Source organism: Sporosarcina newyorkensis, assembly GCF_900167515.1.
Taxonomy (GTDB): domain Bacteria; phylum Bacillota; class Bacilli; order Bacillales_A; family Planococcaceae; genus Sporosarcina; species Sporosarcina newyorkensis.
In genome coordinates this window covers 50,600-77,038 of record NZ_FUYJ01000011.1, presented here as the reverse complement: position 1 = coordinate 77,038, position 26,439 = coordinate 50,600, and the positions used below count along the sequence as shown (strand labels likewise).

27 protein-coding genes are annotated in these 26,439 nt (G+C 40.0%); 20 read left to right on the top strand and 7 right to left on the bottom strand.

What is annotated here, in order from left to right; genetic code table 11:
- Positions 1–92: 92 nt before the first annotated feature.
- Positions 93–908: a DUF817 domain-containing protein gene (locus tag B5D59_RS16875; RefSeq protein WP_078818748.1), complete on the bottom strand. Its 816-nt coding sequence runs from the start codon at positions 906–908 to the stop codon at positions 93–95.
- A gap of 178 nt (positions 909–1,086) precedes the next feature.
- Here B5D59_RS16875 and B5D59_RS16870 point away from each other — a divergent pair, with 178 nt between their 5' ends.
- Together B5D59_RS16870 and B5D59_RS16865 are read left to right on the top strand one after the other, a co-directional pair.
- Positions 1,087–1,773 (top strand): peptidylprolyl isomerase, encoded by a 687-nt coding sequence (locus tag B5D59_RS16870; RefSeq protein WP_078818747.1) that lies wholly within the window; start codon positions 1,087–1,089, stop codon positions 1,771–1,773.
- Between the two features lie 210 nt (positions 1,774–1,983).
- Positions 1,984–2,853, top strand: a complete 870-nt coding sequence (locus B5D59_RS16865) for a DMT family transporter (protein WP_176132622.1) — start codon at positions 1,984–1,986, stop codon at positions 2,851–2,853.
- 81 nt (positions 2,854–2,934) lie between these two features.
- Here the strand turns inward: B5D59_RS16865 and B5D59_RS16860 are convergent, their stop codons facing one another.
- Entirely contained in the window at positions 2,935–3,552 is a 618-nt protein-coding gene (locus B5D59_RS16860; protein WP_139366043.1) for a YczE/YyaS/YitT family protein, read from the bottom strand.
- A 118-nt stretch (positions 3,553–3,670) separates the two neighbouring features.
- On the opposite strand from B5D59_RS16860, the gene B5D59_RS16855 reads away from it, so the two are divergent.
- Positions 3,671–4,450: a TatD family hydrolase gene (locus B5D59_RS16855; RefSeq protein ID WP_176132621.1), complete on the top strand. Its 780-nt coding sequence runs from the start codon at positions 3,671–3,673 to the stop codon at positions 4,448–4,450.
- 75 nt (positions 4,451–4,525) lie between these two features.
- Here B5D59_RS16855 and B5D59_RS16850 read toward each other — a convergent pair whose 3' ends face one another.
- Positions 4,526–5,017 carry a hypothetical protein gene (locus B5D59_RS16850; protein ID WP_078818744.1) on the bottom strand — a complete coding sequence of 164 codons (492 nt, stop codon included), beginning with the start codon at positions 5,015–5,017 and terminating at the stop codon, positions 4,526–4,528.
- Positions 5,018–5,320: 303 nt separating this feature from the next.
- Here B5D59_RS16850 and isdC point away from each other — a divergent pair, with 303 nt between their 5' ends.
- From isdC to B5D59_RS16805, 9 genes are all read left to right on the top strand, one after another.
- Positions 5,321–6,010, top strand: coding sequence for a heme uptake protein IsdC (isdC, locus tag B5D59_RS16845; protein WP_245799557.1), 690 nt, complete (start codon positions 5,321–5,323; stop codon positions 6,008–6,010).
- Positions 6,007–7,443, top strand: coding sequence for an NEAT domain-containing protein (locus B5D59_RS16840; protein ID WP_078818743.1), 1,437 nt, complete (start codon positions 6,007–6,009; stop codon positions 7,441–7,443). Before isdC ends, B5D59_RS16840 begins: the two co-directional genes overlap by 4 nt.
- A 232-nt stretch (positions 7,444–7,675) precedes the next feature.
- Positions 7,676–8,893 (top strand): NEAT domain-containing protein, encoded by a 1,218-nt coding sequence (locus B5D59_RS16835; RefSeq protein WP_139366042.1) that lies wholly within the window; start codon positions 7,676–7,678, stop codon positions 8,891–8,893.
- A 42-nt stretch (positions 8,894–8,935) separates the two neighbouring features.
- On the top strand, positions 8,936–9,823 hold the full coding sequence (gene isdE, locus B5D59_RS16830) for a heme ABC transporter substrate-binding protein IsdE (RefSeq protein WP_078818769.1): 888 nt from the start codon (positions 8,936–8,938) through the stop codon (positions 9,821–9,823).
- A 32-nt stretch (positions 9,824–9,855) separates the two neighbouring features.
- Entirely contained in the window at positions 9,856–10,821 is a 966-nt protein-coding gene (locus B5D59_RS16825) for a FecCD family ABC transporter permease (protein WP_078818741.1), read from the top strand.
- A 6-nt stretch (positions 10,822–10,827) separates the two neighbouring features.
- Positions 10,828–11,598: an ABC transporter ATP-binding protein gene (locus B5D59_RS16820; RefSeq protein ID WP_009499295.1), complete on the top strand. Its 771-nt coding sequence runs from the start codon at positions 10,828–10,830 to the stop codon at positions 11,596–11,598.
- 11 nt (positions 11,599–11,609) lie between these two features.
- Complete coding sequence (gene srtB / locus B5D59_RS16815; protein WP_009499294.1) at positions 11,610–12,386, top strand: class B sortase; 777 nt, start codon at positions 11,610–11,612, stop codon at positions 12,384–12,386.
- Positions 12,387–12,510: 124 nt separating this feature from the next.
- Positions 12,511–13,128: an NUDIX hydrolase gene (locus B5D59_RS16810; protein ID WP_009499293.1), complete on the top strand. Its 618-nt coding sequence runs from the start codon at positions 12,511–12,513 to the stop codon at positions 13,126–13,128.
- 112 nt (positions 13,129–13,240) lie between these two features.
- Complete coding sequence (locus B5D59_RS16805; protein ID WP_009499292.1) at positions 13,241–13,966, top strand: 3-ketoacyl-ACP reductase; 726 nt, start codon at positions 13,241–13,243, stop codon at positions 13,964–13,966.
- A gap of 105 nt (positions 13,967–14,071) precedes the next feature.
- Here B5D59_RS16805 and B5D59_RS16800 read toward each other — a convergent pair whose 3' ends face one another.
- Positions 14,072–14,554, bottom strand: coding sequence for a DUF2798 domain-containing protein (locus B5D59_RS16800; protein ID WP_009499291.1), 483 nt, complete (start codon positions 14,552–14,554; stop codon positions 14,072–14,074).
- A 131-nt stretch (positions 14,555–14,685) separates the two neighbouring features.
- On the opposite strand from B5D59_RS16800, the gene B5D59_RS16795 reads away from it, so the two are divergent.
- The 7 genes from B5D59_RS16795 (at position 14,686) to B5D59_RS16765 (ending at position 22,579) form a co-directional block, all read left to right on the top strand.
- On the top strand, positions 14,686–15,876 hold the full coding sequence (locus B5D59_RS16795) for a DUF4317 domain-containing protein (protein WP_078818740.1): 1,191 nt from the start codon (positions 14,686–14,688) through the stop codon (positions 15,874–15,876).
- Positions 15,877–15,987: 111 nt separating this feature from the next.
- Positions 15,988–16,530: an RNA polymerase sigma factor gene (locus tag B5D59_RS16790; RefSeq protein WP_078818739.1), complete on the top strand. Its 543-nt coding sequence runs from the start codon at positions 15,988–15,990 to the stop codon at positions 16,528–16,530.
- Positions 16,523–17,785 (top strand): DUF4179 domain-containing protein, encoded by a 1,263-nt coding sequence (locus tag B5D59_RS16785; RefSeq protein ID WP_078818738.1) that lies wholly within the window; start codon positions 16,523–16,525, stop codon positions 17,783–17,785. Before B5D59_RS16790 ends, B5D59_RS16785 begins: the two co-directional genes overlap by 8 nt.
- Positions 17,786–18,043: 258 nt before the next feature.
- The gene (locus B5D59_RS16780; protein ID WP_078818737.1) at positions 18,044–19,543 is read left to right on the top strand and encodes a malate:quinone oxidoreductase; all 1,500 of its coding nucleotides are present in this window, start codon (positions 18,044–18,046) and stop codon (positions 19,541–19,543) included.
- Between the two features lie 207 nt (positions 19,544–19,750).
- Entirely contained in the window at positions 19,751–20,776 is a 1,026-nt protein-coding gene (locus tag B5D59_RS16775; RefSeq protein WP_078818736.1) for a LytTR family transcriptional regulator DNA-binding domain-containing protein, read from the top strand.
- A gap of 250 nt (positions 20,777–21,026) precedes the next feature.
- Positions 21,027–21,875: an ABC transporter ATP-binding protein gene (locus B5D59_RS16770; RefSeq protein WP_009499284.1), complete on the top strand. Its 849-nt coding sequence runs from the start codon at positions 21,027–21,029 to the stop codon at positions 21,873–21,875.
- Complete coding sequence (locus B5D59_RS16765) at positions 21,872–22,579, top strand: ABC transporter permease (protein ID WP_009499283.1); 708 nt, start codon at positions 21,872–21,874, stop codon at positions 22,577–22,579. The genes B5D59_RS16770 and B5D59_RS16765 overlap by 4 nt, the downstream gene beginning before the upstream one ends.
- A 51-nt stretch (positions 22,580–22,630) precedes the next feature.
- Here B5D59_RS16765 and B5D59_RS16760 read toward each other — a convergent pair whose 3' ends face one another.
- Positions 22,631–23,167 (bottom strand): ECF transporter S component, encoded by a 537-nt coding sequence (locus tag B5D59_RS16760; protein ID WP_078818735.1) that lies wholly within the window; start codon positions 23,165–23,167, stop codon positions 22,631–22,633.
- Between the two features lie 180 nt (positions 23,168–23,347).
- Between B5D59_RS16760 and B5D59_RS16755 the strand changes: the two genes are divergently transcribed.
- Positions 23,348–24,067, top strand: a complete 720-nt coding sequence (locus B5D59_RS16755) for a sulfite exporter TauE/SafE family protein (RefSeq protein ID WP_009499281.1) — start codon at positions 23,348–23,350, stop codon at positions 24,065–24,067.
- 83 nt (positions 24,068–24,150) lie between these two features.
- Here the strand turns inward: B5D59_RS16755 and B5D59_RS16750 are convergent, their stop codons facing one another.
- Both B5D59_RS16750 and exaC read right to left on the bottom strand, forming a co-directional pair.
- On the bottom strand, positions 24,151–24,513 hold the full coding sequence (locus B5D59_RS16750; RefSeq protein ID WP_009499280.1) for a DUF779 domain-containing protein: 363 nt from the start codon (positions 24,511–24,513) through the stop codon (positions 24,151–24,153).
- Between the two features lie 21 nt (positions 24,514–24,534).
- On the bottom strand, positions 24,535–26,055 hold the full coding sequence (exaC, locus tag B5D59_RS16745) for an acetaldehyde dehydrogenase ExaC (RefSeq protein WP_009499279.1): 1,521 nt from the start codon (positions 26,053–26,055) through the stop codon (positions 24,535–24,537).
- Positions 26,056–26,439: the final 384 nt, after the last annotated feature.

The window sequence follows — 26,439 nt, the reverse complement described above, 5'->3', positions numbered from 1 at the left end:
GTATCTACGCATTATTGAATATAGGGTTCAATATTGCGCAGGTACCTTTTTGCATAACTTATTCTCCATTCTGTATAGGTCTCTCTAAGTTGCTATTTCACAGGTGGTTTTTCTTTAATCATCTTCAACGTCGCTACAATTAGAAAACTAACAATGACCAACAGCAGCCAAGAACTTAATTTTCCTATGCCGACCAGCTGCCATGTGTCGCTTTGATTCGGATATTTCCAAGCGCCAAAAAACGTTGCGATGTTCTCTGCAACCCAGATAAAAAAACCGATAAGTACAAATGAAAACGCAAGGGGCATACGGTATCGTGTTCCGTTCACTGCATATGTGACCCAAGACTGCCAAAAAACAATTACAACCAGCGCAGACAACCACCAACGAATATCAATCCAATAATGATGAGTGAAAAAGTTTAAGTAGATGGCAGCGGCGAGTGGCACGACTGCCCAAAGTGGCGGCCATTTCACGAGATTCACATCCAGTCTCCTCCATGCCTGGCAAAGATAGCTTGCAACACTTGCATACATGAATCCGCTGTATAAAGGCACTCCTAGTATTTTGAAATACCCATCCTCGGGGTATGACCAGGATCCCATATTAACTTTAAATACTTCAAGGGCCAGACCGATCAAGTGAAACATAGTGATGACTTTTAATTCATCACGAGTTTCTAGCCCCGAACGCACCATCCACCATTGCATAAGAAGAAAGATGATGAGTAGCCAGTCGTATCGAGGCAGTATAGGCAGGGGAATGACTTGGGTCAAGGCTAAGGAGCCAAAGATAACGACTGGAAACAGGCAGGACAGGGCTTGCTGCCATCCAAAATGGACAAGTTGCAGCCAGGCTCTCTTGATCTGTGTTTTTACTGTTTTTTGCTGAATTAGGCTGTCTCTCATAGGGCATCTCCTTCTAGTTTCATTTATAATCTGGAAATATAAATAAAGATGAGATGTAGTCTCTGTGGAAGTTAGTATGACGATGAATGATCGGATAGGGTTCGCTATTTAGCGTGAATTGCCTGATTATGTGTTATATAATGAACGAGCAGATTACATAAGGGAGTTGTAAAAGTAGATGTTTATAAGAAATAAAGCATTTTATTTAATCTTTAGCCTGATGGCGCTGGCTTTTCTTTTAGTGGGGTGTGGATCGTCAACAAAAGACGAGCAGCAGGAGGAGAAGACAGACGGGCAATCAGAGGAACAACCGGTAAAAGAAGCAGATTATTCGGAAGAAGTGGAAGAAAACCCGATTGTGACGATTACGATGGATAACGACGAAAAAATCGTCCTAGAATTAGATCCTTCTGTAGCTCCAAATACAGTAGCCAACTTTATTTCATTAGTTGAGGAAGGTTATTATGATGGACTGATTTTTCACCGAGTCATTCCAGGTTTCATGATCCAAGGGGGAGATCCTTCGGGAAATGGATCAGGCGGTCCGGGATATTCGATTGACGGGGAATTCACTAGTAATGGATTTGAAAATAATCTGAAACATGAACGCGGCGTTGTCTCTATGGCACGCACAGGGGAACCAAATTCTGCAGGCTCCCAATTTTTTATTATGGCAGAAGATACGTCCCAGCTTGACGAAGAATATGCTGCGTTTGGAAAAGTAATTGAGGGCATGGAAACTGTGGATGCAATCGTTGCTACTGAAACAGACTCTTCAGATAAGCCGTTAGAAGATCAGAAAATGAAGAAGGTGGAAGTAGATACGAAAGGCTTTGACTATCCATCTCCGAAAGTGAACGACTAATGTAAGAAGGGTGTCCTAGTAGGTTTCGGGGCTTTTATAAAAAATTAAGGTACCTGCATCATATTGATTTCCGAAATCAGTATGGTACGGGTACTTTTTTTAACTGTTATATGAACGTAAATGATAAGAACCAAACAAAAATGTATACGAAAATTCTTGCGGGGTATAAAATAGGGCAGTTAGCATTATGTTGCAGGAAGGATGATGCAAATGTTAAAAGCTTACGCTTGGCTAACATTTTGTGTGCTGGTATGGGGAAGCAATTTTGTTTTCGGAAAGATGTTAGTTGAAGTGTTTTCCCCCTCCATGTTAACCACACTCAGACTTTTATTTATCGTATTATTTCTAATTGGGATATCTGCTTACAAAAAGCAGTTACGAAGAGTTACGAAAGCAGACTTCCTTGCGCTGTTTTTTCTTGGAGTAATTGGCGTTTTCATCAATCAATGGTCATTTTTCGAAGGGTTGCAAACGGCAGACCCTACAACTTCTGCATTGATTTTAGCCACAGCACCTATTGTAACTGGCGTATTAGCGGCTATCTTTTTAAAAGAAAAGTTCCCCATTCGAATGTTGATGGGATCAGTTGTTGCTCTTATAGGGATTTATTTTGTCGTGACCAGAGGGGGCGTATCTTCCCTGCAGATCGACAAAGGTTTAATATGGATTGTGATCACGATGATTACCTTCGCTATTATGGTTATAATGACCAGACTTCTTTCTCAACGAATAGACCCATTCACCATTACGCTCTATTCAAATGTTGTCGGTTTAGTGGTGTCAATTCCCTTCGCTTTTACATTAGATACTCCTTTGCGAATCAGCTTCGAGATATCAGATTGGGCTTTTCTGATTAGTACCGCCATTGTGGTGCACGGCATTGCGACATTGATTTGGAACAATAATATACGGTATGTCGATGCTTCAAAGGCATCTATATTATCTAATCTTGAACCTTTTGTCGCCATGGTAATGGGAGTATTACTGCTTTACAAACCAATCGCTGGATCAGAACTTTTGGGATCTTTATTTATAGTTGGCGGAGTCTTGCTTTCCACATATCAACGAAAGAAGCGTTAGGTGCCTGCGTACCAGAAAACGTGTTAGCAGGAACATCCATAAATGTTTGAACTAACACGTCAGTTTTTTACGGTTTTTTCATTACTTAAGTAGTTCTGGACGATTTGTTAGTGCTTTTATGTAAGGTGAAAAAAAACTAATAAATACTCCTGTAAATAGCGCGTTCACTAGCGTCCCCAGCCCGATTGCTCCATCAAATAATAAAGCAATGATAACGAGAATAAAACTGATCATGGCGCGGGTATACGTCACACTCAAACCCGTTAGCTTGGATAATATTAGCATGGAACGATCCATTGGGTTGGGCGCAAATTGGGATTGTAAATAAATCGCAATACCCAGACCTATCAATACAATTCCTGCTCCTGTACAGATCCATTGACCGATCCAAGTTCCCGGTGCAATCCAATCACGCAATAAAAATAACCATGCGTCAATTCCAAGGCCAGTGATAAATGCCGAAATTAATGCGTAATATTCAGGTCTTTTCTTCTCCGCAATGGCGTTACAAAAGACCATTGCTGCCCCAACGACAATTTCCCAACTGCCGATTGTTAAGCCAAATGTGCGGTATAAGCCAACAAGAAGGGCATCAAACGGTGAAGCACCCAGTGCGGATTGGATCGTTAATGTGATGCCTAACGTCAAAACAATTAGACCGGCAAGATAATAATGAAATCCGGCTTGCAGCAATCGCAAAGAACATAACCCCCTAGACGTGATAATATGATAAATATAGCAACGATCATCTAGTTCTGATTGTATAGTAACTTCCGGAATGTTCAAACATTGTAGGAACAGAAAGCGAGGGGTGTTCATGAGCAGACGTCTGATTGATGCCCATATTCATTTGGATATGTACGAAGACGGGGAAAGAATCGTTCTCCTAGACAAGTTAGAAGAAAGTTCGGTTGATGCACTAGTCACTGTATCGAATAATTTAGCATCATCCAATCGTCAATTGGAACTAGCAGGTTTAGACAATAGGATCAAACCAGCAATCGGATATCATCCAGAACAAGCTTTGCCGGCTGAGGAAGAGCTTCAAGCAATCCTGAACGTAATCGATCAAAACAGTCACCGGCTTACTGCCATTGGAGAAGTGGGCTTGCCGTATTATACGCGTCAAGAACAACCTGATTTAGAAGTAGAACCTTACATAGAAGTACTTGAGCAATTCATTCGAAAGGCGAAGGGCTATGAGTTGCCGATCGTGCTGCATGCCGTTTATGAAGATGCTGCTCTTGTTTGCGATCTACTGGAGTCTTATTCAATTGAAAAAGCACATTTTCATTGGTTTAAGGGAGAGGATACAATTCTAAAACGTATCCTAGCGAATGGATATGTCGTCTCCGTGACACCGGATGTCACATACAAAGTAAAGGTTCAGCATATTGTCGACCAGACACCACTTTCACAGTTGATGGTCGAGACAGACGGACCATGGCCGTTTGAAGGTCATTTTTCAGGAAAAGTGACACACCCTTCGATGATGCACAAAAGTATCCAAACGATCGCGGAAATAAAGCATTTGAATATAGATGAAGTCTATCGAAAGATTTATGCAACGACTAGAAATTTCTATCGGATTGAATAAAAGAAGAGACGTGCCCTCGAAAAGTAGAGGGTTCGTCTCTTTTTATATACCGATTTTGAGCCCAACGTGGTCGGTTTAAGAGCAAAGTACAATAATCTTATAAGGTGTAGTCTGAGCAGGTATACTTCTTGTAGAAGCACCGTATACCACAATTAGATCGCGTCCGCCAATATCTCCATTAAAGGATTGGCCATTTTGTAAGATGATTTGAGTTTGCGGGGATAGATTCAGTCGCAGCGTTCCGTCACTACTTTCCAGACGACGGTTAAAATAGTCCACTTTCACATTTTGATATGGTGAATCTCTACTCATGACAAGTGCCCTGAATTGTGGTGGGTAGATAAGAGGGGCTGGTGCATTTGCATCGTAGAAACCAGTTACCTGATCACCTATCTCTACCATTACATGATCTACAAAATAAGTTGTCGGTCCTACTACAAAATTCACTATGTTTCCGTAACCGCTATCTACCATGAACAGCTTATAACATCCGGCTTCATTATCTTGGTCTGTTGAAAAATCATCAATCATCATTACAATTCCGCTAAAAGAATGAAATTCCATCATCCGACTCCTCGCGTTATTAATTAACTTCCTCTTTATAGATTATGTATTCCTCCCAGCTTGGTGAATGATTTGACTAGAACAATACGATAGTTAAGTCTTTTTAGAAAGGTTTGACATTGATACAATAACAGGATATATTAAATGATAATCGTTCTCATTTGTTGGCTCAATTGAATATGAATCTTCAATTGTCACACAAATGCCATGAGAAACGGTAGAAAAGTATAGTTTATCATTCGTACTTTCTACCATTTGTGCGATAATTTAGATGTGGAATTTTGCCCAGTTGTTGGGGCTTCCCTAGTGTCAGTTATTTTTTACAATGATTTATTGAAAGGAGATTTACAACAAGTGAAAAAAGGATTTATTTTTGTTTTACTTACAAGTTTTTTACTGTTTACTGTTGCCTTGCCAAAAGCTTCAGCACAGGTTGCGGATGGTACACATTCACTCGAATATCAAGTGAATCAGCCGGATAGTAACTCTGCTTCAATCGCCAATGATTATTTCGTAAAACCGGCGAAAGTAACGACTAAAAATGGAACTGCCACCGTGCAAATCACACTGAAAAACAGTGAGTGGATTACAAAGTTCGAACCGCCGGGCGGGGCGACTATAGTCAGTGAAGATAAAGAAGCCGACACACGTGTTGTTCAATTTACAGTAAGTGACTTGTCACAACCTATTAAAACGGCGATGAAAGTTGATATTGAAGATATTAATTACCATCATGAATACACAGTATCAATAGTTTTTGATGCGATGGAGGATGCTGCTCCGGTCACTCCGCCAGCTACGAATGAAACTAAAACAACTGAAGATAAGAAAGTAACCACAAACGCCACAACAACTAAAAAGCCAACAACTGAAGGACAAGTGGCAAACCCACAGACTAGTGACTCAGCGCCATACCTATTAATCTTTGCGTTAGCAGGTTCTGCATTTTTACTTTATAGAACTAAATTTAAAAGAAAACAGGGGGAACAATCATGACGAAAAAACAATCATCACGCGCAACGAAAGTGGTCCTTGCATCATTACTCGCAGCATCACTCTCCATTCCAACAGCGGCGTCTGCAAATATTGGAACAAGTGACAAGGCTGCGACTACTATTGCAGCTACAGTTGCAACGGATCAGGTAATAGATTTTCATGTATACAAACCAGGAACTAACGAGCCACAGCCCGCAATTAGCGGTCACATCGTCCCTCAAGGAAAGCTAATTGAAAAAGACGGTGAATATGAAGCTCAATTAACAATCCCGGCCAAATCTGCACCAATGATTGCAGGACTTCAGACAAAACAGGGCGAAACATATGTTGATGCAACAGAAGTAAAAAATGCAGACGGGACGATTACATACAGTTTCCCAATGGCAACGGATACCGTTTACCCAGGTAAAATCCATGTAGTTGTAGCTGCTGCCAATATGGATCATTGGTATGACTTCGATTTCAAAGCACAGGTTGCTAAAGAAGAAGCAGAGGCAGTTAAGAATGTAGCAGTGCAAGTGTTCAAAGATGGTACGAGTGAAGAATCGATCATGAAGAATTACATGTCACCTACAGCAAGCGTTAAGAAAGTAACAAATGGCAATGAAGTAACAGTAACATTTCCGAAAGGTCACTATATTCAAGAATTCAAAATCGATGGCAAAAAAATAGCGATTGCTACCGAAGACAAGTCAACAGATGAGCGCACATACACATTTAACGTGGCTGATCTTACAAAATTAGTTGATGCAGAGCTTCACGTTATCGTAGACGAAGCAGGCGTTAAATATGATTCAAATCACAAAGTTCAGATTGGCTTGGATGGTGTAAAACCAAGCGACAAGCCAGTTGTAAATCCAACTCCAAGTGCGAATCCTTTTAAAGATATTGACAAGGATGGAAATAAAGCTGCGATTCTAGCTCTTTATGAAAAGGGAATTGTTAAAGGTGCAGATCAATTTAACCCTCGTAACAACATTACACGTTCCCAATTTGCATTAATGGTAGCACGTGCGTTGGACTTGAACTCAACTCAATCTGCAGGATTTAAGGATATCGCTAACATTACAGACAAAGAACGCGTAGGTGCAATCAACGCGCTGGCCGAAGCAGGAATCGTCAAAAAAGGTGACAAGTTCAATCCGAATAACACATTGACTCGCCAGCAAGGCGCATTGATGCTTTATCGTGCCGTAAATTACGCTGCAGGTAAAGAAATGAGCTACGGAGATACAAGTCTATCCTATTATGCGGACAGAGCTCTTATAACAGATCCAGAGACGAAAAAGGCTTTCGCTCTTCTGTATGCGGGAGATATAATGACAGGCTCTAAAACGACGGACGGTAAGACAGTTATCAATCCAGGCAGCCCATTGAAACGTACACAAATGGCTAAGATCTTAAATGGTTCACTTGAATTTATGGAGAAATAATAAGTTTTAACATGTACTTCCTTTCGCTGTTCTACTCAGCGGGAGGAAGTTCCTGTCGTTTTATCTTTATTCAGCAGCACGCTGAATAATAGAAGTATGTAGGCTAAGATCGCCACATCCTGTGGCAACACCTGCATGACCTACATCCTGTAGGTCTAAGCACAATTCAAAATCTGGACGCAATTACGCCGAGGCATAATTGTTTTTCAATTAAAGGGAGCGACCGTTGGAAATGAGAAGAATAATCTATATAGCTTTGCTTACATCAATCATCTCTGCGCTGCTTCCTTTTCATTTTGGAGAATCTGTCGTAACAGCAGATGAACCAACAAAATTTAAGAATGGCGTGTATCAAGTTGAACTAAATTTTCTAGCACTTGAAGCGGTGGAACTGGGAGAGTTATTCAGCAAGCACGCTACGTTAATCATCCATGAAGGTCGATATGCATTGTCGGTTCCAATAAGGTTTGAAGGCGGCATCATCAATTCCATAACTGCAAAACAGCAGGAAACCACAATTAACTCCCTACTGGATAGATCTGAAAATTTAGTTCAGTTTGATATGAAAGATGTAAAACAGAAGATCGTGCTCGAAGGGACAGTAAAATTATCGGCAGATGAAAAGCCGAGAGTGTTTTCTCAGGAAATGGTAATTAACTTTGATTCATTCCTCGAAAGAGAAGAACCATCAATAAGTGACAGTCAACAAAGCCGTGACCTTATCAATTACACGCTATTAAAAGACGGCAAAGAAGAACTCTCCGTCATGCAGACATATGTAAACCCTGTCATGAAAATAATTGAAAAAGATGACAGCTTTTATGCACAGATGGAGATCATCCAATCATCTTGGATCAAAGTTCTGACGGTAGAGCGTCAAGGAAAAATGGTAGAGCCGAAAGTCATCTCACAGAGTGACAACACACGTATTATTGAGTTTGAAGTGGAAGATTTCCGCAAGAAAATCCGGCTTTGGGCTGAAGTGGAAATTCCTCAATTAATGTATTCGTCTAGCTACTTTACACAGTTACAGTTCGATGAAAAGCAAGCAATGATATTTGAAACCAAAGTGGATATACCTGAACTGGTTACGTCGAATGAGACAAAGATACCTCTTGTGAGAAGGCCTGTACAATCACCTGAGTCAACACGGCCATCTCGTAAGGAGAAGCAGTCGAGTCCAACTGTCGCAACACCTAAAGAAGTTCCTGTAGAAGAGCAATTACTATTTGACCGTACTTTGGATGAACTGAAGAAAGATGAGAAACTACCAGTCAGACAGGTGGCAGAAGAAGAGGTGAAGGGGGATCAAATCGCCTATAAGCCAGATGAACAAGTCATACCCTTCAATTTATTAAAGGTCGGTCTTCTTTTCTTCGTCTGTATCCTATCGGGGATCTTGCTGATTCGTCGTATTAAGAATGGAAAAAAAGAAATGGTTAATGAGTAATGAGTGGAGGATCACAACGTGCAAAAAAAATGGAGAAATTTCATGCTCTTCGTAGCGATTATGGCATTATCCGTTGTAGCCGGGTGCAGTGGCAGCGATACCAGTAAAGAAACGGAAGCAGCAAGCTCGCCTGTTGAGAATGAAGCTGAAGAAACGAATGATCAACGAATCATAGCGGGGACTGTCGTGATTGCAGAAATTCTTGATAAATTAGATATTGATGCAATTGCCGTGCCAGAGTCTGAAAAGCAATTAGCCAGTCGTTTCAATGATCTTCCTACGATCGGCAATGCCATGCAGCCTGATATGGAAATCGTAAAGTCTCTGAACCCAACGGACTTTTTATCTGTTTCTACATTGGAATATGATTTGACGGATGGTTTTGAGCAATTGAACATACCGGCACATTTTTTAAACTTCCAAAGTGTCGATTCTATGATACAGGAAATTCAGACACTCGGTGAACGCTATGAACGGACAGAAAAAGCCGATAAGCTGGTTGCCGATTTGCAGAAAAGTATTGATGCAGTAGAAACGGTTGCAGCGAATAGAAAAGGACCAAGTGTGCTAATTTTACTTGGGATTCCAGGAAGTTATTTAGTGGCTACTGAAAATTCTTATGCAGGGGACTTGGTAAAACGCGCGGGCGGCACCAACGTAATGGAAGGCCAAGATCCAGAATACTTATCATCTAATACAGAATATCTTCATAACAGCAATCCTGATATCATATTGCGCCTATCACATGGAATGCCAGAAGAAGTCGTGGAAATGTTCAATGAGGAATTTCAAACAAATGATGTTTGGAAACATTTTGATGCAGTGAAGAACGATAGAGTATACGATCTTGAAGAAGAGCTTTTTGGAACGACAGCCTCATTGAAAGCACCTGAGGCGTTAAAGGAATTAATGAAGATTTTCTATCGTTAATTGATGAATTCAAGTGAAAAGGGAAGACCACCATGACAAAAAGAATTGTAAGTTATGCGGTAGTAGCTGTGTTACTCATCGTGACCATTGTTTACTCAGCTACTACCGGCAGCATTAAGATAGGTTTTTTTGAATTTTTAGGAGCATTATTTGAACCGGGTAACAGTCAGATGGAAGCAATTCGAGATTTGCGTTTTCCACGAATGATTGTTGCGCTATTTGCAGGTGCGGCTCTTTCCGTTTCCGGTGTTTTATTACAATCCGTTATGCGCAATCCCTTGGCGGACGCAGGTATTATCGGGATATCTTCCGGCGCGGCGTTTGTTCAGCTATTCATTATTTCATTCTTCCCGGCGCTCTTTTTCATGACGCCTTTATTTGCGTTCATGGGAGGGGCATTCGCTTGTTTTCTCGTCTTTGCCTTGTCATGGAGATCAGGTTTGAGCCCGCTTAAGTTGATTCTGGTTGGAATTGCGATCAATGCTATGTTTACAGGGTTAACGGAAGCGTTCATTAGCTTTGGGGGGTCGCTAAATGTATCAGCCTCGAGTGTTATTGGCTCGAATCTAACAATGCGTACATGGAGTGATGTATCGACGATTGCAACGTACGGTACAATTGGATTGATTTTATCATTTGTGCTCTATAGTTGGTGCAACTTACTGGTGTTGCAAGATAAAACAGCGAAAAGCATTGGGTTTCATGTAACGCGTGCCCGACTGATCATTGCGGCGGTGGCAGTGTTACTAGCGGCAATTTCGGTTGTGGTAGCTGGTGTGATTTCGTTTGTAGGGTTACTCGTACCGCATATAGCACGTCGTTTGGTTGGCTACGATCATAAAGTATTGATTCCATTTACAGCCCTTTTAGGTGCACTTATTATATTATTGGCTGATACCATCGGCAGAACGATTGTATCACCACTAGAAATACCTGCTTCTACGATTATGGCGATTATCGGCGGACCGTTCTTAATATTCTTACTGCGAAAAGAGTGACCAGCTATGGAAATGAAGAGTATCATCGTATCGCATGATAATAAAACAAATCATTTGGATGGTGTGACGACAACGATTCCAAAAGGTGAAATTACAACAATCATTGGGCCGAATGGTTGTGGAAAATCAACGTTATTAAGCGTCTTATCCAGAAATAACATGCCGAAATCCGGTTCCGCTTCATTAGAAAATCGCGATTTGGTCATGTATAAGCCAAAAGAATTTGCAAAGAAACTTGCAATTGTTTACCAGCAAAACGATGTGCCGAAAGACTTGACAATTGAAAAACTTGTTAGCTTTGGTCGGCTGCCTCACAAGACAATGCTACAGCGTAATCAGGAAGAGGATCATCAAGCAATTGATTGGGCATTATCTGTTACGAATCTAGTCGAAAAACGACATAATGACTTAGAGGCGTTGTCAGGAGGAGAGCGTCAACGAGTGTGGATTGCGATGGCATTAGCACAGCAATCTGAAATCCTTTGTTTGGATGAACCGACCACCTATTTAGATATTTATTATCAAATCGAATTATTGGAACTCGTGAAATCGTTAAATGAAGAGTATGGGTTGACGATCGTGATGGTATTACATGATATTAACCAGGCAATCCGCTATAGTGATCAGATTATCATGATGAAGGATGGACAAATTATTGCAGAAGGCCCTCCGAGGGAAGTAATCACTAAGGATGTCATAAAAAAAGTGTATGGTGTCAATGCAATTTTTAAGGAAGATGACGAGATTGGCTTCTATATGATGTCACTTGGTATTTAGGGGGTCTCCGAATGAGAAAACGTATTTCTAAATTGATGCCGTTCGTCTATTTGGCCGTGTTCCTTTACTCAGGTTACTTACTAGCGCAGTATCTTTATACATACGTTGAAGCCTCTAGTTCTTTGAAGGAAACGCAATTGATCTATGAGACGGCGTTGGAAAATAGTGTAGAAGCTGTGGAGACGGAGAGTTCATCTAAAGAGGATATTTTATCTCGCTATACAATGCGTCCGCAATTTGAAGAGTTACATGCGGTGAACGAACAGATTGTCGGATGGCTTTCAGTAGAAGGAACAAAACTGAACAATCCTATATTGCAGTCGGAAGATAATGACTTTTATCTGAATCGCAATTTTAAAGGCGAATATAGCCGTGCTGGCAGTGTGTTTATGGACTATCGTAACGATGTGACAGATATGAGCCGCAATACAGTGATTTACGGACATGCGATGAGAAATGATACGATGTTTGGTAGTTTGAAGAAGTTTGGTAAGCAAAGTTATGCAGATGACCATCCCGTGATTTATATGGATACACTTTATGATGGTTATGATATCGAAGTGTTCGCTGCGTATGAAACGACAATTGACTTTTATTACATTGAGACAAATTTTAAAACGGATGAAGACTTCATGCATTATTTAGAGGAAGTAGAATCGCGTTCATTAATTGAAATGCCTGTTGAAGTTAATCGAGATGATCAAATTGTCACACTGTCTACATGCAATAATTCAGTTAACAGTAAAGACAAACGTTACGTTGTACAAGGAAAACTCGTGAAAAGATGAGAGATCATATACTTATTAAATTAGGAAGTCACCTTGCTTAAATTGGGTGGCTTTTTTTGAAATTCTTTAAATGGGAACTCTCTAATGATACGATAGATGTAAAATGTCGGGGTGAGAAAACTTCATGAATCTTGATCACTTAAAGCAACAGTTAAATGAAAATAAGTCTTTATTCATTGGAGAGGAGACCGCTTTTCGTGCCGCAGTGCTAATTCCGTTAGTTGAATTAGATGGAGAATGGCATGTTCTGTTTGAAGTGCGTTCACTCACGATGAGAAAACAACCAGGGGATATAAGTTTCCCTGGCGGTCGCATAGATGCCACAGACGCATCGCCTATGGCTGCTGCTTTACGTGAAACAAATGAAGAGTTAGGTGTTGATCCAAAAATGATCACTATGATAGGGCAATTAAGTCCTTATGTGGCCTCTCCTTCATTTGTCGTCTACCCATTTGTTGCGACCATTGATTATGATCAGACTATTCATAGCTATAACAAAGATGAAGTGGAAGAGGTCTTCACGATTCCTGTAAAATGGCTCTTGAACTATGAGCCGTATATGCATTTAGTTTCCGTTCAGCCAGCTCCATCGTCCACCTTTCCTTTTGAAAAGATTATGAACGGTGATCAATATCAATGGCGAGCCCATTCAATGGAAGAATGGTTTTTTGAATATGGAAAATACACAGTTTGGGGACTAACCGCTAGGATTTTAAAACACTTCATTGAGATCATCAAATGAGTATAGATTGTATGGTGATAGTTCATGAACTTCACATGAATTCAAATCCATGCTATACCCCATGGCAAGCAGTATAATGGGACTGATATCAGTATGAAAAGGAGACGATCACATGACACAATCTTTAAAAGGAAAAGTAGCATTTATTACAGGTGCAGCTAGAGGGATTGGAAAGGCGACTGCGATTGCGTTAGCAAAAGAAGGGGTAACGGTTGGTTTACTTGCAAGAACTGAATCAACTTTACAAGAAGTGGCTACTGAAATTGAAACATTTGGTGTGAAAGCAGCGTATGCTACGGCTGACGTTTCATCTAAAGAGCAAGTGGAAGCGGCGATTGCCTCATTAACTGCTGATTTAGGTGCTGCAGATATTTTAATAAATAATGCGGGTATTGCGACTTTTGGTTCGGTACTGGATATGGAACCAGAGGAATGGAAAAAAATCATTGATGTGAATTTAATGGGTACTTATTATGTGACACATGCCGTCTTACCTCAATTGATTGAAAAAAATGGCGGCGACATCATTACGATCTCATCGACCAATGGGTTGAACGGAGCTGCTACATCCAGTGCATACAGTGCATCTAAATTCGGAGTAATTGGATTCACTGAATCATTGGCACAGGAAGTCCGTCGAAATAATATTCGTGTTTCTGCATTAACTCCAAGTACGGTGGCAACTGACTTGGCTATGGAGTTAAGTTTAATTAAGGAAAATGATGATTCAAAACTAATACAAGCTGAAGATATTGCTGAAGTGATCGTGAATCAATTAAAGCTGAATCCTCGGATTTACGTAAAAGCGGCAAGCTTCATCGCGACCAATCCTTATTGACTTGGAATCGTAAAAGAACAAGCTAACTATCCATATATGGGGTAGTTAGCTTTTTAACGGCTAATTGCAAAATATGCCGCATATTTTGCTGCGAAAGATATTCATTTAAATATTTAGTTCTGGTTTTGGTATTGCTGGTTTAATATATTTGATCAGTAGCCTGCGTGAGCACGGCCCCACGATCAGTAATTGCGCCGGGAGTGCGACTATAAAGTTTAGCCCAACTATTTTAAGATAGGCTAAGAAAATAGAGCCTTCAATACCTGTCATGAACGCTGTCAAAATTAACCCATAGACGGACATAATCAGAACCATTGCAGGGACCATACAAATAGCAATTGCTAAAATAAAATTGTTTTCTTTGGATTTATCATATGGCAGAGCAAATGCAAGTTTGCGCGCTTTTGGTTCAACCAACGACTCTGCGATAAATGCGACAATAAATGTTATGATAAATTGGATCGCGACACCACCTACTGTAAATGATGAAAATCCATGTAACGCCATGTTGTAAACGGACATAATTAAAACCATACCGAAACACATAAACAACCCAAAAATAATACCTTCTTTTTTATTACTAGGCAAATAATAACTTCCTTTCTTTTAGTGAGTAGTGTAATTATATATGGTCAATTTTTTTTACATAAGTGACGTTTTTGTGTCTTTTATTTCAGTCGGTAATTAATGGTTGGATTAACGAGGGAGTTGGAAAGTAGATGAATAAAAAAGATATTGCGGACATTAGGAAAAGATTTAAGCTGGATTCAGATCTTTTGACGATCACGGATATTTATAATATCTATATTAGGCAAGAGAGCAGTGAGATCTATCATGAGGAAAGCCAAGCATTTCCTTTGTTGGATCGCGAGCAACAGGAATTGTTTCTAACAAACTTCAAAAAAGTATTAGGTGGAAAGCTGGGTATGAAATTGTTTGAAGTGAAATTCGAACGTCAAACAGAAGAACAACCCGACCACGCACAGCAACTTTTGTATGACGGTCTTCAGGCGGAAGAAGCAGATGAATGGAAAGACGAAATGCAGCAACTCGCATTGAAGATGGTGAAGGACGTTCAATATGAAAAAGATCTTGTTGTTACGTTTATTCGGGGGAAGTATTTCAAAAAGACGAAGCGTGCTAGTGAAGAATCAGAAGTCGATGCACGAGACGAAGTGTTCACGACTCCTTTTATTCTTTGCAGCATGAATCAGACGGACTTACCGAAACGCTCGCTTGTATTTGATTTCATTGGAAGGGAATTTAAGTCGAGTGAGATGGTTGATCCAATCATAAATCTTGCCTCTCCTATTGGAGGATTTTTATTTCCTAGCTTCACAGACAATGCAGCAGACGTCAATCATATTTTGTATGCAGCAGGTAAGGCGAACAAGCCGGATTACCGCTTCATTGAAGAAGTATTAAATGGAGAAGAGATCATGACGGCGGCAGATGATAAAGCCGTATTTGAAGAGATCGTTAAACAAGTGGTGGGGGAGGAAGTGGATTCGCAAACTCTCGCCAACGTGTACGAAGCAGTACATCGCTTGACGGAAGTGGATGAAGAAGAGGAAGAACCAGAAGAACCACCTGCTTTGGACAAGCATCAGATGGAGCGCGTACTGAAGATGAGCGGTGTAGATTATGTAGACGCTGAACAAGTGAAGACAGCTTTTGAAACTGTAGTTGATGATGAATTGTATGAAATGAAAGCAACCCATATTGTTCCGAGCTACACATCCAAGTCGATCAAGATTGAAACAAAAGTAGCCAATATCTCGATCAGTCCGCAAGATTTGAAGTACGTCAAACAAGTGAATTATGATGGAAAACGCTGTATTTTAATCGAGGTAGAGGAAGATACGATCATTGAAGGATTTAAATTGATTCCGGAAGAGTTGTTGAAGTAGAAGTAATCTTTATATATAAACAAACCGTTCGCCTACCTTGGCAGAACGGTTTTTCTAATTAAAATGAACTTTTGGCTGCTATGATGACTCTTATAAGCGAGAGGTGAGAACATGAGGGTCGTTCGGTTAGTGAAAAAAGCGAAAAAAGGCAGTAAAGAAGCTTTGTTGCAATTAATTACTGAGCAACAAGATGAGTATTATCGACTGGCTCTCAAATATATGGGTAATTTACATGATGCCATGGACGCTATGGAAGAAATGATTGTTAGTTTGTATCGGAACATACAGCAACTTGAGAAAAACGACGCCTTCTATAGCTGGAGTAAGACAATTTTAGTGAATCAATGCAAACAAATGCTTCGCAAAGTAAATAAGGTTACGCTGATTGACAATTGGGAAGCAATTGAATCTCACTCTGATTCATCTGCTGTCCAAAATCCTTTCGAGCAAACAGAACAACGCATGGATATACAAGATCTGTTGCTGCGAGTGAATGCACAGCAAAGGGAAGCAATCGAGTTAAAATACTTTCACGATTTAGATTACGAAACAATCGCAATGATGACACAAACCTCTATAGGAACAGTGAAGTCGAGAGTCTTTAATGGATTGAAAAAAATGCGTGAACAAGCAAGGGGTGGATTCGATGAGTGAACTGGAGCGGCAATTGGCGGAAGAGAAAAGACGTTTAGAAAAGACGACAGCCCCAAAAGAATTGGAAGAAAGGCTACGTACGGCATTGGAGAAAATACCGAAACGACAAAGAAAACGTATACCAAAGTGGGTTTCCGTGGTGGCTGCATTGCTCATTCTCTTTGTGGTTGGCTATCAATATGATGCGTTTGCTTATTACGGAAAAAAACTGCTTGGTTTTGAAGAAATCATGCCTGCTACGCTCGCCCAATTAAATGAGTCGGACAAAGGACAGTCTATTGATCGAAAAATAATGCTGACTGATGGAACTGAATTGAGGCTGGAAGGTCTCATGACAGATGAAAACCAATTGGTACTTTATTATACACTCAGCAATCCTGAAGGCTTAGGGGAAGATATTTCGTTAATGAAATTGACTGGTCTATTTACAAACTCTTCTTCGCGCTTCGGTACATCCTCTATGAATGAGGAAGGAACGGAGCTAAAAGGAATGCAGACGTTCGAGCCGGTGAGTCCATTCGCGAAAAAGCTGACATTAGAATTTCATGACTCTAACATACAGGACTGGTTTGAGATCACATTTCCATATGATCCAAAAGCTGCGATGCAAACAGAACTGAAGAAAGCCATAAAAAAGAACGTCCAAGTGGATCAAGGAAGTATTCGCTTTGATTCTATTACGGCAACGCCCAGTCAAACGACAATCAAAGGTAAATTAAAAGTTGATAATTTTGATCGGATTCCCTTAGGATTTGACGGAGTGAAGTTGTTGGTCAATGGGGTGCCGATGGATCAGATAAGTGGCAGTGTTTCATCGGCATTCAACGGCGATATATTTACAATTGATTTTGATGCTTTGCCGGAAGGTCTTAATTCTCTTGCACTTGCAGTAGACAGGTTTGTTGGATATAAGCATGTGGATGAAACAATAATTCTAACTTCTAGAGAAGAAATGTCTGCTGATCTTGAAGGTGAGGAAGTAAATATCCGGAAAGTAGAAGTGACATCGGAGGGCTTAGAAATTATAGTAGCAACAGATGGAAATATCCTGTTGGATAACGTTGCTGTGCAAATTGATGACCATAAAGTTCCTTTGCAAACGACATTGAGACAGAATTATGTAACGGATGAAAAAGGTAAGGAGTACAAAGAACGAATCCTACTATTCGATACAAATCAACTGCCAGATGCCTTCTTGGTTGAAGGCCTTCATTATGAAAAAGAGTACAATAAAATAATTAAGATTCCACTGTGAAAATAACAGATTCAAATAAGGAAAATGTCACGAATTTTAATAAACACACCGAAATTCCGACATTTTTCTATCTAATTCCTTACAATTAAACAAGTCTCTTTAATCCTAGTTGCATTTAAGGTATAATAGAAAAGATAGTAGTAGATGTATGGTCAAACTAAGACAGAAAAAATGCTCCTAGGACGCGCCATGTTTGCTGTGACGCCTTATTTAGGAACATTTACATTTCTGTAAATTTCACATATAAGGAAGGTCAAAATGAGTAATAGACAAACAAAATCAGATGTTATCTTAATAGGTGCCGGAATTATGAGTGCGACGCTGGGGACAATGCTTAAGGAGCTAGCGCCAGATTGGAAGATCACATTGTTTGAAAAGCTGGATAAAGCAGGAGAAGAAAGTTCTCATGAGCTAAACAATGCGGGAACAGGACACGCAGCTTTGTGTGAACTAAACTACACTTCCGAAAAAGCGGATGGTTCTATCGATATTACAAAAGCTGTGAAAGTAAATGAGCAGTTCCAATTATCGATGCAATTTTGGTCTCATTTAGTTGATAAAAAGCTAATTAAAAATCCAGAACAGTTTATTATGCCATTACCTCATATGAGTTTAGTTCAAGGCGAAGATAATGTAACATATCTAAAAAAACGAGTCGAAGCGATGACTGCGAATCCATTGTTTGAAGGAATGGAATTTTCTGAGGATCCGGAAAAACTAAAAGAATGGATTCCGCTTATTATGAAGAATCGTCAAGTGAATGAATCAATTGCAGCAACTAAAATTGACTCAGGAACAGACGTAAACTTTGGAGCATTGACACGGATGCTGATTGAACACATGAATAAAGTAGACGTTGAAATTAACTATGGTCATCAAGTAGAAGATATTAAACGTACTAGTGATGGCGAATGGGAATTAAAAATAAAAAATAATCAAGACGGCAAACTTGAGTATCATAAGGCTAAATTTGTTTTCATCGGCGGTGGTGGCGGAAGCCTTCCGTTGCTGCAAAAGACAGGAATTCCGGAAAGCAAGCATATTGGCGGCTTCCCAATTAGCGGTATTTTCATGGTCTGTAAAAATCCAGATGTGATTGCGCAGCATCATGCCAAAGTATACGGTAAAGCAAAAGTCGGTGCGCCTCCAATGTCGGTTCCGCATTTAGACACACGCTATATCGACAATGAAAAGTCCTTACTATTTGGACCGTTTGCAGGCTTCTCACCGAAGTTCTTGAAAACGGGTTCAATGCTAGACTTGATCGGTTCTGTAAAACCGAATAACGTGACGACAATGCTTGCATGTGGTGCGAAAAACATGTCCTTGACTAAATATTTAATCGAACAAGTCATGCAAACAAAAGAACAGCGTATGAATGAATTACGTGATTTTATTCCAGATGCAAAAAGTGAAGATTGGGATTTGTGGACTGCAGGCCAGCGTGTTCAAGTTATTAAGGATACAGAGAACGGTAAAGGAACCCTTCAGTTTGGTACAGAATTAGTAACAGATGCGGACGGTTCAGTTGCTGCGTTACTTGGAGCTTCTCCAGGAGCATCCACTGCAGTAGCAGTAATGTTGGATCTTATGCAAAAATGTTTCCCTGAGCAGATAGACGAATGGGAACCAAGATTGAAAGAAATGATTCCTTCTTACGGCAAGTCATTGGTTGAGAATCCTGAGCTTCTGAAGGAGATTCATGCTTCTACAGCTAAAACATTAGGCCTGACTGAAAAAGAAGTCGTTCATAATTAAATAAGAAACAAACTAGAGCTCTGTGACGATATCTATCGCACAGGGCTTTTTTAATTGTTGCCAGTCGACACCGCTTTCACTGCAAGGTAGATTGGGTTTAGTTATAAAATAGTTAACGACAGAACTGTTCACACAATGAAGTGGGATTTTACTCAATGATAATATAGAATGAATATGATAGATAATTCATGAAATGAGGGTTTATTCATGTCACTTCACTTTATTAACGCGGAAAAACGGATTCACGATTCTGTTATCTTTCCTTCATTTGACTTATCAGTCGATCCGGGGGATATAGTGGCTGTCTATTCGAGCGTAAATGTTCGAGAACAGCTGATAGAATTACTTTTAGAGAAAACGAGGCTTTCAAATGGAGAAATTAGAGTAGACGATAGTAAGATCTCCAATAATAGGCAGAAGGTCGGGATTCTTTTTCTTCAGGATGGTCTATATGAGCGATTGTCCATTGAGGAAATGATTAGTTTTATAAAAGATCTTTATACATCAAACGTACTCAAAGACGATGTAATACAAGCCGTACAATTAGATTCAAAGCGAAAGGTAAAGATAAAGCAATTATCCTACTCGGAAAGAAAACGTGTCCAGCTGGCCTGCTTACTTATTAGGGATCCGGATATTTACATATTTGAAGAAGCAGATCAGAACCTTGATTTGGAATCGAAACGGATTTTTGTATCAATACTTCAAAGATTGAAACAGCAGAATCGCAGTGTCTTAATTCTAACGGGTAATATGGAAAGTGCTGTTACTACATCTGATAGAGTCCTCAGATTGGATGAAAATGGGCTACATTCAATTCATACACAGGAAGCCATTGAAGATCGAGCCACTCTGATTGAGGAAAAGCCATTGGTTGCAGATTCGGTACTGCCTGTTCGTTTCGAAAAAATTCCAACGAAAATCAATGAAAAAATTGTCTTGTTTGATCCACCTGAAATTGACTATATTGAAAGCAATGAAGGACTCTCTCTTTTGCATATAAAAGGAGAGTCCTTCCCATCCGTTTCTACACTGACTGAATTGGAAGCACGGTTACTGCCATTTGGTTTTTTCCGCTGCCATAGATCGTACATTGTAAATTTACAGAAAGTACGCGAAGTGATTACATGGACTAGGAATAGTTACAGTCTCGTGTTGGATGATACTCAAAAATCGACAATTCCATTATCGAAGTCTAAGATGGTAGAACTAAAAGAGATGCTAGGGCTCTAATGTTGTCGAAATAAGTGTTATTTCCCGGGGAATAACATGAAAATAGTATTTGGACTAACAGAATAGGAGCTTATTTCAGAGAGTCAGCTGTAACTATACAAAATTGACGATTCATTCAACTTTGATATTGTCCCATTCACCCTTTACTAGCCTCTTTTCATTTGAAATATGATGCAGTCCACTTTTCTTTTACGTATTCTAAAGGTGTGAAGAGCAGATACTTGCAAAGTTATACACGAGGAGGAAGGAAATGGATAACATTATTGAGGTGAAGGGGCTAGCAAAAGTATTTGGAAATCAAACAGCAATTGAGGGGTTGAATTTTCATGTTAAGAAGGGAGAAATTTTTGGTTTTCTAGGTCCCAGTGGATCGGGTAAAACAACAACTATTAAAATACTAACTGGGCAAGTAACACCAACGAACGGAACAGCAGTTGTTTTCAATCAGTCCGTTTCACAGCTGAAGAAACCAAAATTTCGCAGCCGTTTCGGTGTGCTTACCGATAACAGCGGACTGTATGAGAGATTATCTATTCATGATAATTTGAAATTATACTGTGAGTTATATAACATACCGTACTCAAAAATTGATGAAGTATTGGACACTGTCAATTTAAAGAAGGAAAAAAACAAAAGAGTCTCCACTTTATCTAAAGGGATGGCACAGCGAGTGACGCTTGCGAGAGCGTTGATTCACGAACCGGAGTTGCTTTTCCTGGACGAACCGACGTCTGCACTTGATCCGACAAATTCTCTTCATATCCATGAAGGGTTGCGTGCGCTCAATGCAAAGGGTACGACCATTTTCCTGACAACGCATGACATGCAGGAAGCTGAACTCTTATGTGATCGTGTAGCCTTTTTAAATAAAGGTTCTATCCAATTACTGGATACACCGGATAAGCTAAAAAAGCGCTATTCCGATTCTACAATCACAGTAGAGCTGATGACAGAAGAGAAAGTAGTTTTGCCTGCGGGAACCGAAGGAGCAGATCGCTTGTTTGAATATATGAATACAAATCAGGTAGTAACAATCCATTCAAATGAACCAACTTTAGGGGAAATTTTTGTGCAAGTGACAGGGAGGAAATTGGCATGATGATTTCATTGAGACGAATGAATGCGATATTGCAGAAAGACTTTAAAGACTTTTCACGGAACTTGGCAGTTTCTACAGTTCTCATTATGCCTATTGGATTAGGGGCATTCTATGGACGTGGGGGAGTGAATTCAATTGAGGCACATTATATGCTCATTAACTTGGCATTTGTGATGATTGCGACATTCGTACAGTGTTGTTTAATCGCAGAAGAAAAAGAGAAAAACACATTGCGTGGTCTTATGCTTTCACCTGCAAGCACAACTGAAATCCTTGGCGGGAAAAGCTTACTCACATTTATCTTGACGATGATTACTGTCTCTATAACAGCCTACTTAGCTGATTATAGACCTGCAAATATTGGTGTTATTGCGCTGGCATTCATTTTATCTTCTTTCTTTTACATTGCAGTCGGTACATTACTCGGTCTCTTTTCAAAATCTGTTATGGAAGCATCTGTTATTGTAATGCCTGTAGTTGCGGTTTTCTCAATGGGAACGTTTCTTCCAACATTTGTGGATCAGTATCCGTTCTTAAAAATGGGGATGTACTTGCCAAATATTCAGCTGATAGAATTGGCTGTAAAAGTCGAAGCAGGCGGTGGTTTCGGGGATGTCCTGATAGAGTTACTCATCATACTTGCATGGACTATTATCCTATGCATGCTGACGGCTGCTATTTATCGAAAGCGGATGGTCGATTGATAGAAAAAGAGTTCTTGCGCTTGAGACTTTACAGCGCAGGAACTCTTTTTGTTATTTAAAAAACTGTACTTTTTTCAGCATCGCACAAACCGGAATTGCAATCGCAATTCCCACAATACATTGGACGATATCACCAGGAATCGATGCCAATGGGATGATCCAACTGTTATATAAAATTCGTTCGCCAATATAATAACCAGCAATCGTTATGGGAACAGACACGGTCATAGCTAGCAAGTTAAACTTGAGGCTGGTTCCTTTACGACCGTTCGACCAAGCAATTTTTCCCACGATATAACCTTGTAAACCGCGTGTCAAAAAAGTGATAGGTGCCCATAACGTCCAGCCGCTAATCAAATCAAACAGGCCCATTCCAATAGCTCCTGCGAGCGCACCTTTTTTAGGTCCGAATAAGATAGAAGCTATGAACAGCATAGCGGTACCGAGATGAATCAATCCGCCATTTCCAATTGGCAACTTAATATTGAGTAAGAGAGTCGCAACAAATACGAGTGAAGCAAGCATGGAAGTTAGTATCAGATCGAACGTCTTCGCTCGGGAAGCTGCATATCCTTGTGTTTTTTGCATTGTCTAGACCTTCCTAACGTTGTGAGATTTATTGGTTTAGGATATAGGAAATCTGGTGTTTTTAAAAGCATCACTTTCTAATAAAGTTTAGGGGTCAGCAAATAAACATACATAGAAATGGTAGAATATACATCAACATAAGAAAGCTGTAGCATAGTAAAAAAAGATTGTAGGTGTTGTATGGAGACTTTTATATTTATTCTTATAGTTTTAGTCGCATCGATTCTTCAAACTAGTACAGGATTTGGATTCTCCATTTTGGCGACTCCATTTCTTCTCTTCTTGTTCGAACCGCTTGAAGCGATCCAGTTGAACTTACTATTATCATTAGTCATTTCTAGCGTCTTGATCCTAAAAATCAGGCAAGATATTGACTTGGGAATACTAAAGAGATTTGTAATCGGAAGTACTGCTGCTTTACCCGTGGGCATTCTAATTTTCGCGTTATTGGATATGAGACAATTAAAGTTAGGGATAGGTCTATTTCTTCTCGCAGTTACGATTCTATTGCTATTCAATTTTAGAATAGCTCTAACTAAAAGCAAGGACTTAGTAGTAGGCGGCATTTCAGGGGCACTGACAGCCAGTATCGGCATGCCGGGACCTCCGATTTTGGTTTATTTTTCAGGAGCTGATACATTAAAAGAAAAAGTGAGGGCTACTACATTAGCTTTTTACTTATTTATCTATTCCACTAGCTTGATCATCCAAGTGCTTTTCGTAGGGACTGCTAAGAGTATTTGGGTAGCGGGTGGGTATGGATTGCCTATCGTGGTGGTTGGTTTGTTTTTGGGGCAACGGTTGTTCAATCGGATTAACCAAACGGCCTTCCGTTTCATTATGTATGCAATTTTACTAATTACAGGAGTATATCTGCTTGTTGAAAATTGGCCTTATTAACGACTTGATAGGTATCTGTTAAGAAAAATAGAGGCTGTCCTGTAGACGCATTGTAGCGACTAGCAGAACAGCCTCTTATGTTGTTAAAACAGACTTTTCAACTCTTCATACTCTTCTTCAGTGAACACGCGAGATTGAGTAATAAAGTGTGTTTCTTCAATACTATCTAGCGAAAACTCGGCACCTCTTCCAGGTACAGCATCGATTATGAGCTGGGTATGCTTCCAATATTCATATTGACTTTTATGCATATAAAATGGTGTGTCGGCCATCATGCCGAGTAATACATCTGCATCACCGAGTTGGAAATCACCTTCTTTATAGCACATCGGCGCAGAACCATCACAGCAGCCGCCTGATTGATAAAGTAAAACGGAGCCATGGATATTCTTAATAGTATTCAGAAATAAAACAGCCGCTTCTGTAGCTATTACCCGTTCAATCATGGAACAACAGATCCTTTCGATTTAGAAGAATCCTTGAGAGCTTTTATCGTAGCTGACTAATAAACATTTAGTTTGTTGATAGTGATCAAGCATCATTGCATGGTTTTCGCGTCCGATTCCCGATAATTTGTAGCCGCCAAATGCAGCGCCCGCAGGATATTGATGATACGTATTTGTCCATACACGTCCTGCTTGAATGCCACGTCCTGCACGGTATGCGATATCGCCTGTACGTGACCAGACACCTGCACCTAATCCGTAAAGTGTGTCGTTTGCGATTTCCATTGCTTCATCGAAATCTTTGAATGTCGTAACTGCAAGAACAGGTCCGAAAATTTCTTCTTGGAAGATGCGCATTTTGTTGTGACCTTTGAATACAGTCGGCTTAATATAGTTACCATTCTCAAGATCGCCACCCAAATGGTTCTCTTCTCCACCGATTAAGCATTCAGCGCCTTCTTCAGTACCCAATTTAATGTATGAAAGGATTTTTTCTTTTTGTTCATTAGAAGCTTGCGCACCCATCATTACTTCTGTGTCCAGTGGGTTGCCGATTTTAATAGCTTTTACTCGTTCAAGTGCACGTTCCATGAATTCATCGTAAATGGACTCTTGGATCAAAGCACGAGAAGGACATGTACAAATCTCACCTGAGTTTAAGGCGAACATTACGAAGCCTTCAATTGCTTTATTCAAATATTCATCATCATGAGCCATTACGTCTTCAAAGAACACGTTTGGTGATTTTCCACCCAGTTCGAGCGTTACTGGAATAATATTTTCTGTAGCATATTGCATAATTTGACGACCAACCGCTGTAGATCCTGTGAATGCAATTTTCGCAATTCGTGGATTTGTCGCTAGCGGTTTCCCTACTTCTACACCGAAACCATTGACGATGTTTAGGACACCTGCTGGAAGTAAGTCTTCGATTAACTCCATGAGTACCATGATGGAAGCAGGCGTTTGTTCAGCTGGCTTTAAGACGATACAGTTCCCGGCAGCTAAAGCTGGTGCGATTTTCCACACAGCCATTAGAATTGGGAAGTTCCAAGGTATAATTTGTCCGACAACGCCAAGTGGTTCTTGGAAATGGTAAGCGACTGTGTCGTTATCTAACTGCGATGTACGCCCTTCTTGTGCACGAATAGCGCTAGCGAAGTAACGGAAGTGGTCAATAGCTAGTGGAATATCGGCATTTAATGTTTCACGTACTGCTTTCCCGTTATCCCAAGTTTCAGCTACTGCTATCATTTCAAGATTCTCTTCCATACGATCCGCAATTTTATTCAAAATCATTGCACGTTCCGCAGCAGAGGTTTTACCCCATGCATCTTTTGCAGCATGAGCGGCATCTAATGCTAGTTCAATATCTTCTGCCGACGAACGAGCAGCCTTCGTAAAGACTTCTCCAGTGACAGGGGATTTATTATCAAAGTATTGACCGTTTACAGGTGCGACCCATTTCCCGCCAATAAAGTTATCATATTTTTCCTTGAATTGAACGACTGCGCCTTCTGTATTAGGATTTGAGTAAATCATAGATGTAAGTCTCCTTTAAGAGTAGTTTAAAACCACACCCAAACGACGGATTAAAATTATACGGTAAAAGTATTATTCAGGTGTTGTTCTATTAATATAATGTTCCTAATCGTTTTAAAATGCAAGTAACATAAACTTTCTTGTGTTAATTCTACTCTTTGAAGGTATATCAGTATATCTATTGTATAACAGTAGAATAAGGGGAACTCTGACGCATAACGGTTTCCTTCGCAAGAAAAAATCTTAGAATTAATTTGGACGTTCTACAAATCCTACTCAATATGTTATTTTCTATGGTTGGAAAGACTGTTAAATTCAACATGTTAAGTTTTTGTAGTATAGTAAGATGGGTAGTGTATGATAACAAGTTTGACCGTACACAAA

Excerpts from the sequence above, each read along its gene's own strand:
- B5D59_RS16775 (WP_078818736.1), top strand. The coding sequence starts at position 19,751 with ATGTCACTTCACTTTATTAACGCGGAAAAACGGATTCACGATTCTGTT.
- B5D59_RS16790 (WP_078818739.1), top strand. The coding sequence starts at position 15,988 with ATGAGGGTCGTTCGGTTAGTGAAAAAAGCGAAAAAAGGCAGTAAAGAA.
- B5D59_RS16765 (WP_009499283.1), top strand. The coding sequence starts at position 21,872 with ATGATGATTTCATTGAGACGAATGAATGCGATATTGCAGAAAGACTTT.
- B5D59_RS16810 (WP_009499293.1), top strand. The coding sequence starts at position 12,511 with ATGAATCTTGATCACTTAAAGCAACAGTTAAATGAAAATAAGTCTTTA.
- B5D59_RS16755 (WP_009499281.1), top strand. The coding sequence starts at position 23,348 with ATGGAGACTTTTATATTTATTCTTATAGTTTTAGTCGCATCGATTCTT.
- B5D59_RS16780 (WP_078818737.1), top strand. The coding sequence starts at position 18,044 with ATGAGTAATAGACAAACAAAATCAGATGTTATCTTAATAGGTGCCGGA.
- isdE (WP_078818769.1), top strand. The coding sequence starts at position 8,936 with ATGCTCTTCGTAGCGATTATGGCATTATCCGTTGTAGCCGGGTGCAGT.
- B5D59_RS16855 (WP_176132621.1), top strand. The coding sequence starts at position 3,671 with ATGAGCAGACGTCTGATTGATGCCCATATTCATTTGGATATGTACGAA.
- B5D59_RS16835 (WP_139366042.1), top strand. The coding sequence starts at position 7,676 with ATGAGAAGAATAATCTATATAGCTTTGCTTACATCAATCATCTCTGCG.
- B5D59_RS16850 (WP_078818744.1), bottom strand. The coding sequence starts at position 5,017 with ATGATGGAATTTCATTCTTTTAGCGGAATTGTAATGATGATTGATGAT.
- B5D59_RS16820 (WP_009499295.1), top strand. The coding sequence starts at position 10,828 with ATGGAAATGAAGAGTATCATCGTATCGCATGATAATAAAACAAATCAT.
- B5D59_RS16795 (WP_078818740.1), top strand. The coding sequence starts at position 14,686 with ATGAATAAAAAAGATATTGCGGACATTAGGAAAAGATTTAAGCTGGAT.
- B5D59_RS16870 (WP_078818747.1), top strand. The coding sequence starts at position 1,087 with ATGTTTATAAGAAATAAAGCATTTTATTTAATCTTTAGCCTGATGGCG.
- B5D59_RS16875 (WP_078818748.1), bottom strand. The coding sequence starts at position 908 with ATGAGAGACAGCCTAATTCAGCAAAAAACAGTAAAAACACAGATCAAG.
- B5D59_RS16840 (WP_078818743.1), top strand. The coding sequence starts at position 6,007 with ATGACGAAAAAACAATCATCACGCGCAACGAAAGTGGTCCTTGCATCA.
- B5D59_RS16825 (WP_078818741.1), top strand. The coding sequence starts at position 9,856 with ATGACAAAAAGAATTGTAAGTTATGCGGTAGTAGCTGTGTTACTCATC.
- B5D59_RS16770 (WP_009499284.1), top strand. The coding sequence starts at position 21,027 with ATGGATAACATTATTGAGGTGAAGGGGCTAGCAAAAGTATTTGGAAAT.
- B5D59_RS16865 (WP_176132622.1), top strand. The coding sequence starts at position 1,984 with ATGTTAAAAGCTTACGCTTGGCTAACATTTTGTGTGCTGGTATGGGGA.
- exaC (WP_009499279.1), bottom strand. The coding sequence starts at position 26,055 with ATGATTTACTCAAATCCTAATACAGAAGGCGCAGTCGTTCAATTCAAG.
- B5D59_RS16760 (WP_078818735.1), bottom strand. The coding sequence starts at position 23,167 with ATGCAAAAAACACAAGGATATGCAGCTTCCCGAGCGAAGACGTTCGAT.
- srtB (WP_009499294.1), top strand. The coding sequence starts at position 11,610 with ATGAGAAAACGTATTTCTAAATTGATGCCGTTCGTCTATTTGGCCGTG.
- B5D59_RS16805 (WP_009499292.1), top strand. The coding sequence starts at position 13,241 with ATGACACAATCTTTAAAAGGAAAAGTAGCATTTATTACAGGTGCAGCT.
- B5D59_RS16750 (WP_009499280.1), bottom strand. The coding sequence starts at position 24,513 with ATGATTGAACGGGTAATAGCTACAGAAGCGGCTGTTTTATTTCTGAAT.
- B5D59_RS16785 (WP_078818738.1), top strand. The coding sequence starts at position 16,523 with ATGAGTGAACTGGAGCGGCAATTGGCGGAAGAGAAAAGACGTTTAGAA.